Raw genomic sequence first — 12,759 nt, forward strand, 5'->3', positions numbered from 1 at the left:
CGGCGATCACGCCCAATCCAGCGTGCCGCGAATCACCGTCTGCACCTGGCCGCCCGACCACACGTCACCATTGGCATCGATGCGCAATTCCAGCAGGGCGTCGAAGCCGATCTCGCGGCCCTGGCTGACCACATACCGGCGTTCCTTGCCGGGCAATGCGTTGCGACTGTCCAGCCAGGCGGCAAGCACCGCATTGGCCGCGCCGGAGGCGGCATCTTCGAAGCGCCGGCCATTGCCGACGAAGGCGCGCACCGCCAGATCGTAGGCGCCGGGCGCTGCGGCGCCGGCATAGGCGAACACGCCCATGCTGCCGGTAGATTCGGCCAGCGCGGCGATCGCCTCCCAATCCGGCTGCAGGCCGCGCAGTGCCGCTTCGCTGGCCAGTTCCACCACCCACCAGGTGCGGCCGCCGTCCATCAGCGCGGGCGGCAGCCCGCCGAGGGGCCAGCCGCGCAATGCATCGCGCAGGCGCGGGTCGTCGGCCTGCACCTGCTCGGCCACGCGTGCACGCGGGGTGCGGATGGCGATGCTGCGGTGGCCTGCGATCTGCTCCACGCGCAGCGGCAACTGGCCGGCGATGCCGTCCTGGATCAGCACGCCGTCGTCGGGCGCGGCCAGGCCGGCCTCCAGCACCGCATGTGCGGTGCCCACGCTGGGGTGGCCGGCAAACGGCACTTCCTTTTGTGGCGAAAACATCCGCAGCCGATAACTGCTGTGCGCGTCCGGCGCCGCAAACACGAAGGTGGTTTCCGGCAGCTTGGTCCAGCGTGCGATGGCCTGCATCGCGGCATCGTCCAGGCCTTCGGCGTCCAGCACCACTGCCAGCGGGTTGCCGCTGCCGGGGCGGGCGGAGAACACATCCAGTTGCAGGAAGCGGCGGGTGGTCATGGTGGCGGATCCGCGAACAGGGCGCGGCAGCTTACCAATCGATGCGGCCTTCGATCACTTGCCGGGTCGTTCCGCCGATCCAGACCTCGCCTTGGTGATCCACCTCCACGTGGACGCGGCCGTCGCGGCCGACCTCGCGGCCCTGGCTGGCGACATAGCGCGACGCCTCGCCCGGCACGCGGCCCTGGCCGTGCAGGCGCGCGGCAATGCAGGCGTTGGCACTGCCGGTGACAGGATCTTCCGCAATGCCGTCACCGGGGCAGAAGGCGCGTACCACCAGGTCCGCGTCGCCATTGGCCTGCGGCGCGTAGATGGCCAGGCCGGTGGCCGCGCTGGCCTGGGTCAGGCGGGTGATGGCAGACAAATCGGGCGTCGCCTGGCGTACCGCCTGCGCGTCGGCCAGTTCCAGCAGCCACCAGCCGGGGCCGTTGTTCCAGAGAGCGGCCGGGTGGTCGGCCACGCGCAGACCCGCGCAGGCATCGTGCAACGCCGCGGCATGGATCGCGCCGGTCTCGATCGCTTGCGCACGCGGTGCCTGCAGCCGCACCAGCAGGGCGCCATGCCGGTCGATCACCTGCACCGGCAGCACGCCCGCCGCACATTGCTGGCGCATCCGGCCGTCCGGCTTGAACGCCACCAGCCCGTGGGTTGTCGCCGCCCATGCAGCGCCGACGCTGGGGTGGCCGGCAAACGGCAACTCGGCGCGCGGGGTGAAGATGCGGATGTGGTAATCCGCATCGGGCGCGCTGACCGGCAGGAAAAAAATCGTCTCCGACAGGTTCAGCCACGCGGCGATCTGCTGCATCTGCGCGGACGACAACGCCTGCGCGTTGAGCACCACGCCCAACGGATTGCCGTTGCCGTGCTGGCCGCCGAAGACATCCAGTTGCAGGTAGCGGTGCTTGCTCATGGGGCATGGATCTCGATCGATGGAATGCGCGTGGATGGTTGCAGCGCAAACCGTTGCGGTGATGGAAGCGGCCGCCGGCAGGCTGTGACCGCACGCGGGGTCATGCGGGCGACATTGGCAGTAGAATCGGAGGTTCCGCCCGGCGTACCGGGCGTTTTCCCCCTCATCCTAAACGCCTATCTCCATGTCAGCTCCCCACTCTACCGATCGTTGGATCGTCCTCAAGTTCGGCGGCACCTCGGTGTCGCGTCGTCATCGCTGGGACACGATTGGAAAACTGGCGGGCAAACGGGCCGAGGAAACCGGTGGCCGTGTGCTGGTGGTGGTGTCTGCATTGTCGGGCGTGACCAACGAACTCACCGCGATCGCCGATGGCGCCGCCGACAGCGCCCAGCGCGTGGCCGCGCTGGAGCAGCGTCACCGCCAGTTCCTGGCCGAGCTGGAGCTGGATGCCGATGCGGTGCTGGGCGAGCGCCTGGCCGCCTTGCATGCCTTGGTCGGCGACGCGCGCGCGGCCGCGCGCACGCTGGACTGGCAGGCCGAGGTGCTGGGGCAGGGCGAGTTGCTGTCTTCCACCATCGGTGCGGCGTACCTGCATGCCAGCGGCCTGGACATGGGCTGGCTGGATGCGCGCCAGTGGCTGTCGGCGCTGCCGCCGCAGCCCAATCAGAGCGAATGGTCCAAGCGCCTGTCGGTGTCCTGCCAATGGCAGTCCGATGCCGACTGGCGCGCGCGTTTCGATGCGCAGCCCACCCGCCTGTTGATCACCCAGGGCTTCATTTCGCGGCACGCCGATGGCGGCACCGCGATCCTGGGGCGTGGCGGTTCGGATACCTCGGCGGCGTATTTCGGTGCGCTGCTCGGCGCCAGCCGCGTGGAAATCTGGACCGACGTGCCCGGCATGTTCAGCGCCAATCCCAAGGAAGTGCCGGACGCGCGGCTGCTGACCCGCCTGGACTATTACGAAGCGCAGGAAATCGCCACCACCGGCGCCAAGGTGCTGCACCCGCGCTCGATCAAGCCATGCCGCGATTCCGGTGTGCCGATGGCGATCCTGGATACCGAGCGCCCCGATCTGCCGGGCACCAGCATCGACGGCAATGCCGAGCCGGTGCCGGGCGTCAAGGCGATCAGCCGCCGCAACGGCATCGTGCTGGTGTCGATGGAAGGTATCGGCATGTGGCAGCAGGTCGGCTTCCTGGCCGATGTGTTTACGCTGTTCAAGAAGCACGGCCTGTCGGTGGACCTGATCGGTTCGGCCGAGACCAATGTCACCGTGTCGCTGGACCCGTCCGAGAACCTGGTCAACACCGACGTGCTGGCCGCTTTGTCGGCCGATCTGTCGCAGATCTGCAAGGTCAAGATCATCGTTCCCTGCGCGGCCATCACCCTGGTCGGGCGCGGCATGCGCTCGCTGCTGCACAAGCTTTCCGATGTGTGGGCCACGTTCGGGCAGGAACGCGTGCACATGATTTCGCAGTCGTCCAACGACCTGAATCTGACCTTCGTCATCGACGAAGCCGATGCCGATGGCCTGCTGCCGATCCTGCATGCGGAATTGATCGACAGCGGCGCGATGCCGGTGAGCGAAGGCGAGGTGTTCGGTCCGCGCTGGCGGCAGATCATCGGTTCGGTGCGCCCGCGGCCCACGCCGTGGTGGCATGCCGAGCGCGCGCATCTGCTGACGCTGTCCAGGGCCGGCACGCCGCGTTACGTCTATCACCTGCCCACCGTGCGCGCGCGTGCGCAGGCGCTGGCGCAGATCGCGGCGGTGGATCAGCGTTATTACGCAATCAAGGCCAATGCGCATCCGGCGATCCTGATGGCGCTGGAACAGGCCGGGTTCGGCCTGGAATGCGTCTCGCACGGCGAGCTGCGCCGCGTGTTCGACACCTTGCCCGAGCTGTCGCCGCGGCGCGTGCTGTTCACGCCGAGCTTCGCGCCCAAGGCCGAGTACGAAGCGGGATTTGCGCTGGGCGTGACCGTCACCGTGGACAACGTCGAAGCATTGCGGCGCTGGCCGGAGGTGTTCCGCGGCCGCAACGTGTGGCTGCGCATCGACCTGGGGCATGGCGACGGGCACCACGAGAAGGTCAACACCGGCGGCAAGGCGTCCAAGTTCGGGTTGTCGTCCACGCGGGTGGATGAGTTCGTGGAGGTGGCGCGCACGCTCGAGGTCACCATCACCGGCGTGCATGCGCACCTGGGCAGTGGCGTGGAGACCGGCGAACACTGGCGGATGATGTACGACGAACTGGCCGGCTTTGCGCGCCGCATCGGCACGGTGGAGACCATCGACATCGGTGGCGGCCTGCCGATTCCCTACAGCGCCGAGGACGAGCCGTTCGACCTGGAGGTGTGGGCCAAGGGCCTGGCCGAGGTCAAGGCGGTGCATCCGGGCTATCGCCTGGCGATCGAGCCGGGCCGCTACCTGGTGGCCGAAGCCGGCGTGCTACTGGCGCAGGTAACCCAGGTGATCGAAAAGGATGGCGTGCAGCGCGTGGGCCTGGATGCGGGCATGAACACACTGATCCGCCCCGCCTTGTACGACGCCTGGCACGATATCGAGAACCTCAGCCAGCTCGATGCGCCGGCCGATGGCAGCTTCGATATCGTCGGGCCGATCTGCGAATCCTCCGACGTGTTCGGCAAGCGCCGTCGTCTGCCTGCCGCCACCGCACCGGGCGATGTGATGCTGGTGGCCGATGCCGGTGCCTACGGCTACTCGATGGCCAGCACTTACAACCAGCGCGAATTGCCGCGCGAAGAGGTGATCGATGCGCCCGCAGGCTGAGTTCATTGCGCTCAGTACGCTGGCCGGTGGCGGTGCGATCGTGTTCGCCACCGCGCTCCAGCAACTGAGCCTGGGCATGCCGTGGAGCGACACCTTCAAATGGGCGCTGCCCGCGTTGGTCGCCGCCGGTATCGGCGCATGGCTGGCCGGGCGTTGGCAACGTCGACGCGATGCGCGGGCTCCGGCACGCCGCAGTGGCGGGATGGCGGTGCGCACGGTGCTGTTGAGCGCGCTGAGCTATGTGCCGGTGGTGGCGCTGTATCTCGCAGTCGCCTTCGCGGTGTCCGGCGATGCGACGGCCGCACGCCTGGATGTGCTGGTGCTGGCGGTGCTGTTCGGTTGCCTGCCGTTGCTGTGGGCCGTGGTGCCGTTTTCCATGATTGAATATGTCCTGTGCCGACGTTATCTGCGTCGCGTACGTGTTCCTGCAGGTAGTCCATGAGCGCTTTCGACAAACACCAGATCTCCACCTTCCGTTTCGTGCGTTGCGCACTCGACGCACAGACCGGCGTGGCGACGCTGGTGTATGCCTTCGACCAAGGGCCGGAACTGGTCGAGACCGTCGCGGTGCCGGGTGCACCCTTCGCGCTGGACGGCGCGCATGCCGCTGCGGTGCAACAGGCGCTGCGCCTGCTGCACCTCATCGCCGGCGTCAGCTATTTCAAGGCGGCGGTGCCGCCGACCATCCAGATCGACGATTACGCCATCGACGCGGACACCGCCGCGCTGGTGGAAAGCGTCTACCTGCACGGCCTGGGCGAGTTCGCCTACCGCAATGGCTTGAACCTGCACGGCAGGATCCGCTTCCCGGTGGCCGCACCGGCAACTGCCGATGCGCCGGCGCTGGGCCTGCGCGAGCATGCCTTGGTGGCGATCGGCGGCGGCAAGGATTCGCTGGTCAGCATCGAAGCCCTGCGGCACGCCGGCATCGACCAGACGGTGAGCTGGATCGGCGGCTCGCAGCTGATCCGTGCCTGCGCCGAGCGCACCGGTCTGCCGGTGCTCAATATCGGCCGCGTGCTGGCGTCGGAATTGTTCGAGCTCAATCGCCAGGGCGCGTGGAACGGGCATATCCCGGTTACCGCGGTGAACTCGGCCATCCTGGTGCTGTCCGCCTTGCTCAATGGCGTGGACCAGGTGGTGTTTTCCAACGAGCGTTCGGCCAGTTACGGCAGCCAGATTCCCGGCACCGGCGAGGTCAATCACCAGTGGTCCAAGGGCTGGGCGTTCGAGCAGGCGTTCGGCGACTACGTACAGCGGCATGTGGCGGCCGACCTGCGCTATTACTCGTTGCTGCGGCCGTTGTCGGAGCTGGCGGTGGCGCGCCAGTTCGCCAAGACCGACCACTACGACGCGCATTTTTCCAGCTGCAACCGCAACTTCCACATCATGGGCGAGCGCCCGGTGCACCGCTGGTGCGGGGTCTGCCCGAAGTGCCATTTCGTGTTCCTGGCGTTGGCACCGTTCATGCCCAAGACGCGCCTGGTCAACATCTTCGGGCGCAATCTGCTCGACGATGCAGGCCAGGCCGGCGGCTACGATGCGTTGCTGGAATTCCAGGACCACAAGCCGTTCGAATGCGTGGGTGAAGGCCGCGAATCGCGCGCGGCGATGGCGGTGCTGGCCGGCCGTGCCGAATGGAAGGAAGACGCGCTGGTGCTACGTTTCATCCGCGAGATCCAGCCGCAGCTGGACCAGCAGGAATTGCAGCTGGAGCCGTTGCTGGCCATCGACGGCGAGCACCGGATTCCGTCGGCGCTGTGGGAGCGCGTGCGTGCGAATTTCGCAGCTTGAGGGCAAGGCGCTTGCGTTATGGGGTTGGGGGCGCGAAGGACGCGCCGCGTATCGCGCCTTGCGCGCCGCGTTGCCGACGCAAACGCTGACGGTGTTCTGCAACGCCGACGAAGCGCGCGAGCTCGAGACGCTGGCCGATGCTGCGTTGCATGTGGAAACCGATGCCAGCGCGCAGGCGCTGGGCCGGTTCGAGGTGGTGGTGAAATCGCCCGGCATCAGCCCGTATCGCCCCGAGGCGCACACCGCGGCAACCGTGCACGGCACGCAATTCATCGGCGGCACCGCGTTGTGGTTTGCCGAACATGCGCAGCCAGATGGCGTGGTGCCGGGCGCCATCTGCGTCACCGGCACCAAGGGCAAGAGCACCACCACCGCGCTGCTGGCGCATCTGCTGCGTGCGGCCGGCCATCGCACCGCGCTGGTCGGCAACATCGGCCAGCCCTTGCTGGAAGTGCTGGCACCGCAACCGCCGCCGACATATTGGGCGATCGAGTTGTCCAGCTACCAGACCGGCGAGGTGGGGCGCAGCGGCGCGCGTCCGGAATTGGCGCTGGTGCTGAACCTGTTTCCCGAGCATCTGGACTGGCATGGCGATGAAGCGCGCTATGTGCGCGACAAGCTGGCGCTGGTCACCGAAGGCCGCCCGCGCATCGCCTTGCTCAACGCGGCCGACCCGCACCTGACCCAGCTGCAGTTGCCCGACAGCCAGGTGCGCTGGTTCAACCATCCCGATGGCTGGCACCTGCGCGGCGATGTGGTGTATCGCGCCGAGCAGCCCGTGTTCGATACCGCCAACGTGCCGCTGCCGGGCGAACACAATCGGCGCAACCTGTGCGCGGTGCTGGCCGCGGTGGAAGCCTTGGGGCTGGACGCTGCGGCACTGGCGCCGGCCGCAGCGAGCTTCCGCCCGTTGCCGAACCGCCTGCAGCTGCTTGGCAGCGTGGACGGCATCAGCTACGTCAACGACTCGATCAGCACCACGCCGCATGCGTCACTGGCGGCGCTGGCCTGCTTTGCGCAGCATCGTGTGGCCTTGCTGGTGGGTGGGCACGATCGTGGGCTGGACTGGCAGGAGTTTGCCGCGCAGATGGCGCAGAAAGCGCCGCTGGAAATCGTCACCATGGGAGCGAACGGGCCGCGGATCCATGCGTTGCTGGCCCCGCTGGCCGAGAGCGGCCGCTTCGGCCTGCATGCGGCCGCCGACCTGGAACATGCCGTGCGGCTGGCACGCGAGGCCCTGGGCGAGCAGGGCGGTGTGGTGCTGCTGTCGCCGGGGGCGCCCAGCTTCGGCGCGTACAGCGACTACGTCGCGCGCGGCCGCCATTTTGCGCAGCTGACCGGGTTCGACCCGGCGATGATCAGCGCGATTCCGGGCCTGGGCGTGCAGTAGCGCTGCAATGACCGCGCCGGTCGATGGCGGTCATTCGCCTCGAGTTTTCGATCGCGGCTGCAGGCCGCCGACGCAACGGCTCTGCCGTCGCCGGCGATGACCCGGCCTGCACGGCAACAGCGCCTACACTCGCCGGACCTTCCCGGGAGCAGGCACATGCACAAGCAATGGAGATGGCGTGGCGTTGGGGTGTTCGGTGTCCTGGCGTCGCTGGCATGGCCGGCCGCCGCTGCGATGCAGGCCAAGCCGCTGGAATGGACGATCGGCAAGGACACCTTCAGCGGCGTGCTGGTCTACGACGATGCCGGTGCCGCCAGGCGCCCAGGCCTGGTGATGGTGCCGAACTGGCGCGGGGTCAACGATTCGGCGGTCACCAAGGCCAGGCAACTGGCCGGCGACGACTACGTGGTGCTGGTTGCCGACGTCTACGGCAAGGGCAGGCGTCCGGCCAACGACAGCGAGGCCGGGCAGTTTGCCGGTGCGCTGAAGAAGGACCCGCAGACGCTGCGCGCCCGCGCGCTGAAAGCAGTGGACGTGCTCAAGGCGCAGGCCAGCAAGGCGCCGCTGGATGCATCGCGCATCGGTGCGGTGGGCTTCTGCTTCGGCGGCACCACGGTGCTGGAACTGGTGCGCGCGGGCGCCCAGCTGGCCGGTGTGGTCAGCCTGCACGGCGGTATCGCCACACCCAGCCCGGCGGCCGCCGGTTCGGCCAGGACACCGCTGCTGGTGCTCAACGGCGCCGACGACAAGAGCGTGACCAAGGCGGACATCGCCGCGTTCGAAACCGAGATGACTGCGGCCGGCGCGGACTGGCAGTTCGTCAACTTCAGTGGGGCCGTGCATTGCTTTGCCGAAGCCGATGCCAACAGCCCGCCGGGCTGCCTGTACAACCCGCGTGCGGCGACGCGCGCATACCGCATGCTGGGCGACTTCTTCGATGAGCGGTTTGGTCGATAGCAGGGAGTGGTGATTCGAGATTCGGGATTCGGGATTCGGGATTCGCAACAGCGTGGTCCCGTTCTTCGAATCTTCCTGTGAGCCAGTGCTCAGGGCTTTGGGCTGAGCGTCGTTGCGCCATCGCATGCCGGGAGTCGTGAAAGCACAAGCAGCCGCTTTTGCGAATCCCCAATCCCAAATGCCCACTTCCGTCCGGGGCGTCCAGCCCCGGATCAGTGCGTGCGTTGCACCGCGTAGCGAGCCAGGCCGCGCAATGCGGCGACCGCCGGGCTGGCGGGCAGGGTGTCCAGCGCCTGTTCGGCGGCGGCTGCGTATTCGGCGGCGCGCTGGCGGCTGTAGTCCAGTCCGCCGGTGGCGTGGATGGCGGCCAATACTTCCGGCATCGCGGCTGCATCGCCTTGTTCGACGATCTGGCGCAGCCGCTCCCGGGTGTCCGCATCCGAGTGCGCCATGGCGTGGATCAGCGGCAGGGTCGCCTTGCCTTCGGCCAGGTCGTCGCCCAGGTTCTTGCCCAAGTCGGCTGCGTCGGCAGCGTAATCGAGTACGTCATCGGCAATCTGGAAGGCAAAGCCCAACTGCATGCCGTAGTCGTACAGGCGCTGCTGCACCTGCGCGTCCGCGCCCGAGGCCAGCGCGCCCAGGCGGGTGCCGGCGGCGAACAGCACCGCAGTCTTGCGCTCGATCACGCGCAGGTAGGCGGCTTCGTCGGTGTCGGGGTTGTGCACGTGCAGCAGCTGCAGCACCTCGCCCTCGGCAATGCGGTTGGTGGTGTCGGCCAGGATCTGCATGACTTCCATGCGATCCAGCTCCACCATCAACTGAAAGCTGCGCGAATACAGGAAGTCGCCGACCAGCACGCTGGGTGCATTGCCCCACAGCGCATTGGCGGTGCTGCGCCCGCGGCGCAGGTCCGACTCGTCCACCACGTCGTCATGCAACAAGGTGGAGGTGTGAATGAACTCGATGATCGCCGCCAACTGGTGGTGCTCCGGGCCGGAGCCGCCTGCGGCATGACCGGCCAGCATCACCAGCATCGGACGCAGGCGCTTGCCGCCGGCGGAGATGATGTGATCGGCGATCTGGTTGATCAGCACGACGTCCGAGGCCAGGCGGCGGCGGATCAGCGCGTCGACCGCGGCCATGTCGGGCGCGGCGAGGGACTGGATCTGGGGCAGGCCCAGGACGGTGGGGAGGTCTTCGGCGATGGTCATGCGCAGGCGTTCGTGATGTGCGCCGATTATAGGTGTCTGGGCCAGATCCGTCCCGTCGGCCGTGTCCGGAGGTCCTCACGGCAGCCGCAAACCCTTGCGGCGTCAGCGCCGGGCAGGTTCGGGAGTGCCCGGATTCCGACCTGCCGGCGCGGCATTCCCCGGCCCGGCGCTGCGGGGACCTACAGGCACCGGGGCAGGGCAGGTGCGGTAACATTGGCACCAAGACATTCACCGCCGCGCCCCATTGGCGCCGGCGCACCATCTCGGAAGCATCTATGGCCCGCGGCATCAACAAAGTCATCCTCGTCGGCAACCTCGGCAACGATCCCGACACCAAGTACACCCAGGCCGGCATGGCGATCACGCGCGTGAGTCTGGCCACCACCAGCATGCGCAAGGACCGCGAGGGCAACAACCAGGAGCGCACCGAGTGGCACCGCGTGGTGTTCTTCGGCAAGCTGGGCGAGATCGCCGGCGAGTACCTGCGCAAGGGTTCGCAGGTGTACGTCGAAGGCGAGCTGCGCTACGACAAGTACACCGGCCAGGACGGCGTGGAGAAGTACAGCACCGACATCGTCGCCAACGAGATGCAGATGCTGGGCGGCCGTGGCGAAGGCGGTGGTGGTGGTGGCATGGGCGGCGATCGCCCGCAGCGCAGCCAGGCGCCGCGCCAGCAGCAAGGCGGCGGTGGTCAGGGCGGCGGTCAGGACTATGCCCCGCGTCGTCAGCAGCCGGCCCAGCAGCAGTCGGCACCACCGATGGACGATTTTGCCGACGACGATATCCCGTTCTGATCGGCAGCCAGCCTGTTTGTCATTCCGGAAGGCCCGCATTGTGCGGGCCTTCTGCGTGCTGGCCATTTGCGGCATCGCTGCACGCCGGTGGTTCCAAAGCGGCTGCACGCGCAGGCTGACCTGGCCGGTACGGCGGCGCCGCTGACCAGTCTCGACCAGGCATGGCTGGCACCCCCTCGCAAGCAATCGCCAGGCGGGTGCGAGCGCCGCGCAGCACGGGTGCGTGCGCCTGGCACCTGCCGATTCCGAGCGCGAGACGCGCCCACCCGGCGTAGCGCAATGGTGCTGTCCGCTGCGCTAGGCCGATGTGCGATTCCGGCCATTCTGCTTGGCGCGATACAGCGCCGAATCGGCGTCATGCACGAAGGCATCCGGGCTGAGTGGCACTTCGCCCGGTTCGAACGTCGCTGCGCCGACGCTGACGGTGACGTGCGCGCTGGTCGGGCTGGACATGTGCATCAGGCCGAGCGCGGCGACGGCGCTGCGGATTGCATCGGCCAGTCGCAACGCGCCGGCAGCATCTGTCTGCGGCAGGATCATGCCGAACTCTTCGCCGCCGTAACGCGCGGCAATGTCTTCGCTGCGCCGTGAGCAGCCGGCAATTGCGCCCGCGATCAGGCGCAGGCAGGCGTCGCCATTTACATGGCCGTAGGTGTCGTTATAGAGCTTGAAATGATCGACATCGATCATCAGCACCGACAATGGCGCTTGTCGATGCACCGCCTGCTGCAAGGCGCGCGAGAGCCGGTGATCGAATGCACGCCGGTTGGCAATGCCGGTGAGCGCATCTATCCAGGCTTCGGAGCTGAGCTTTTCCTCGTTGCGGTGCATGCGGCGCAATTGCAGATCCAGCCAGATGCCCACGCCCAGCAGCAGCACGCATCCCAAGGTGGCGATCATGATCCGCTGGCGCGCGGATTGGCGCCAATTGGCCAATGCGTCATCGACCGAGACGCCGGTCAAGACGGTCAGTGGATACGCCTGCGCCGGCGCGAAACTGGAAATACGCTCCACGCCGTCGATCGGCGAACGATAGGTCGCAGTGCCGTGCCTGCGTGCGCGCATAGTGACGTAGATCGAGGTGCCGGCGATCGAGGTGCCGATCACGCCAGGTTTGTCGGGCCGTCGTACCAGCACGATGCCATCGTCGTTGGTCATGCCGATGGTGCCATTCGGGCCGACCTCGAAGCTGCTGTAGTAGTTCTGGAAATACTTCAGTTGCAGGGTGACCAGGACAACGCCTGCAAATTCGCCGCCGGGCGTGTTGAGGCGCCGGCTCAACGTGAGCACCCAGCTACCATCGGAGCGGCTCTGGACCGGCGGCCCGACCAGCGACAGGGCGTCGCGATGGTCGCGGTGATATTTGAAATAGGCACGATCGGCGTTGTTGTGTGTCCTGGGCGTGCTGCTCAGTGACGAACTCATCCAGGTGCCATCGGCCGCATAGATGAAGATGCCGTGCAACCGGTCCGAGCGACGCGCCTCATGTACCAGAAAGTCATGCATGACCAGTCGCGCACTGGCCGAGCCCTGGTCATGCTCCACCCGCGACACCAACCCGGACAGCACGGCATCGGCGATGGTCATGGTGTCGCTGGCATGCTGCGCCAGCGAATTGGCGAGATTCAACGATTGTGCTTCGGCGGCATGCAGCGCGCTGGTGCGCTCGTCATGGATGGACCAGTACTCCGAACCAAGCAGCAGCAGGCACGAAATGCTCAGCACAAAGTGCAACGCGATGCGTTGTGCACGTTGCCGCCGTCGCTTGCTGGTCGATGTCACGGAAGGTACCTGTCTGGACAGCAGGAGGTTGCAATTGCCATGCCAGCCTAGCGGTTGGCGCCGCGGGGAATCGCTTGCACCGCGGCGTGCAATGCAGATCTGTGATTGATGCCTCATGCGCTGCGGGAACGCTCACCTAGCGTGCAACCGCGCCGCTGTCCAGCCTGCTGTTGTCACCGTGCTCGACGATGCGACGAACTACGGCAGCCGACAGCAGCGCCAAAAGCCAGCTCGACTGC

10 protein-coding genes are annotated in these 12,759 nt (G+C 67.3%); 6 read left to right on the forward strand and 4 right to left on the reverse strand.

Annotation, left to right across the window (positions count from 1 at the left end; all coding sequences use genetic code 11):
- Window positions 1–6: 6 nt before the first annotated feature.
- Together EO174_RS14135 and EO174_RS14140 are read right to left on the reverse strand one after the other, a co-directional pair.
- On the reverse strand, window positions 7–888 hold the full coding sequence (locus tag EO174_RS14135) for a PhzF family phenazine biosynthesis protein (RefSeq protein WP_126945133.1): 882 nt from the start codon (window positions 886–888) through the stop codon (window positions 7–9).
- A gap of 31 nt (window positions 889–919) precedes the next feature.
- Window positions 920–1,798 (reverse strand): PhzF family phenazine biosynthesis protein, encoded by an 879-nt coding sequence (locus EO174_RS14140; RefSeq protein ID WP_126945136.1) that lies wholly within the window; start codon window positions 1,796–1,798, stop codon window positions 920–922.
- A 184-nt stretch (window positions 1,799–1,982) separates the two neighbouring features.
- Here EO174_RS14140 and EO174_RS14145 point away from each other — a divergent pair, with 184 nt between their 5' ends.
- From EO174_RS14145 to EO174_RS14165, 5 genes are all read left to right on the forward strand, one after another.
- On the forward strand, window positions 1,983–4,592 hold the full coding sequence (locus EO174_RS14145; RefSeq protein WP_126945139.1) for a bifunctional aspartate kinase/diaminopimelate decarboxylase: 2,610 nt from the start codon (window positions 1,983–1,985) through the stop codon (window positions 4,590–4,592).
- A complete protein-coding gene (locus EO174_RS14150; protein ID WP_126945142.1) occupies window positions 4,576–5,034 on the forward strand; it encodes a hypothetical protein in 459 nt (152 codons plus the stop codon). Before EO174_RS14145 ends, EO174_RS14150 begins: the two co-directional genes overlap by 17 nt.
- A complete protein-coding gene (gene murL, locus EO174_RS14155) occupies window positions 5,031–6,386 on the forward strand; it encodes a UDP-N-acetyl-alpha-D-muramoyl-L-alanyl-L-glutamate epimerase (RefSeq protein WP_126945145.1) in 1,356 nt (451 codons plus the stop codon). Before EO174_RS14150 ends, murL begins: the two co-directional genes overlap by 4 nt.
- Entirely contained in the window at window positions 6,367–7,776 is a 1,410-nt protein-coding gene (gene murD / locus EO174_RS14160) for a UDP-N-acetylmuramoyl-L-alanine--D-glutamate ligase (RefSeq protein ID WP_126945148.1), read from the forward strand. Before murL ends, murD begins: the two co-directional genes overlap by 20 nt.
- A gap of 156 nt (window positions 7,777–7,932) precedes the next feature.
- Window positions 7,933–8,733: a dienelactone hydrolase family protein gene (locus tag EO174_RS14165; RefSeq protein WP_164740209.1), complete on the forward strand. Its 801-nt coding sequence runs from the start codon at window positions 7,933–7,935 to the stop codon at window positions 8,731–8,733.
- A 212-nt stretch (window positions 8,734–8,945) separates the two neighbouring features.
- On the opposite strand, the gene EO174_RS14170 is transcribed toward EO174_RS14165, so the two are convergent.
- Window positions 8,946–9,944, reverse strand: coding sequence for a polyprenyl synthetase family protein (locus EO174_RS14170; RefSeq protein WP_126945151.1), 999 nt, complete (start codon window positions 9,942–9,944; stop codon window positions 8,946–8,948).
- A 275-nt stretch (window positions 9,945–10,219) separates the two neighbouring features.
- Here EO174_RS14170 and EO174_RS14175 point away from each other — a divergent pair, with 275 nt between their 5' ends.
- The gene (locus EO174_RS14175; RefSeq protein ID WP_104583104.1) at window positions 10,220–10,738 is read left to right on the forward strand and encodes a single-stranded DNA-binding protein; all 519 of its coding nucleotides are present in this window, start codon (window positions 10,220–10,222) and stop codon (window positions 10,736–10,738) included.
- Between the two features lie 297 nt (window positions 10,739–11,035).
- Here the strand turns inward: EO174_RS14175 and EO174_RS14180 are convergent, their stop codons facing one another.
- Window positions 11,036–12,520 carry a sensor domain-containing diguanylate cyclase gene (locus EO174_RS14180; RefSeq protein WP_104583105.1) on the reverse strand — a complete coding sequence of 495 codons (1,485 nt, stop codon included), beginning with the start codon at window positions 12,518–12,520 and terminating at the stop codon, window positions 11,036–11,038.
- Window positions 12,521–12,759 lie beyond the last annotated feature (239 nt).

Origin of the sequence: Xanthomonas sp. BRIP62418 (assembly GCF_003993495.1) — a bacterium.
Lineage (GTDB): Bacteria > Pseudomonadota > Gammaproteobacteria > Xanthomonadales > Xanthomonadaceae > Xanthomonas > Xanthomonas euroxanthea.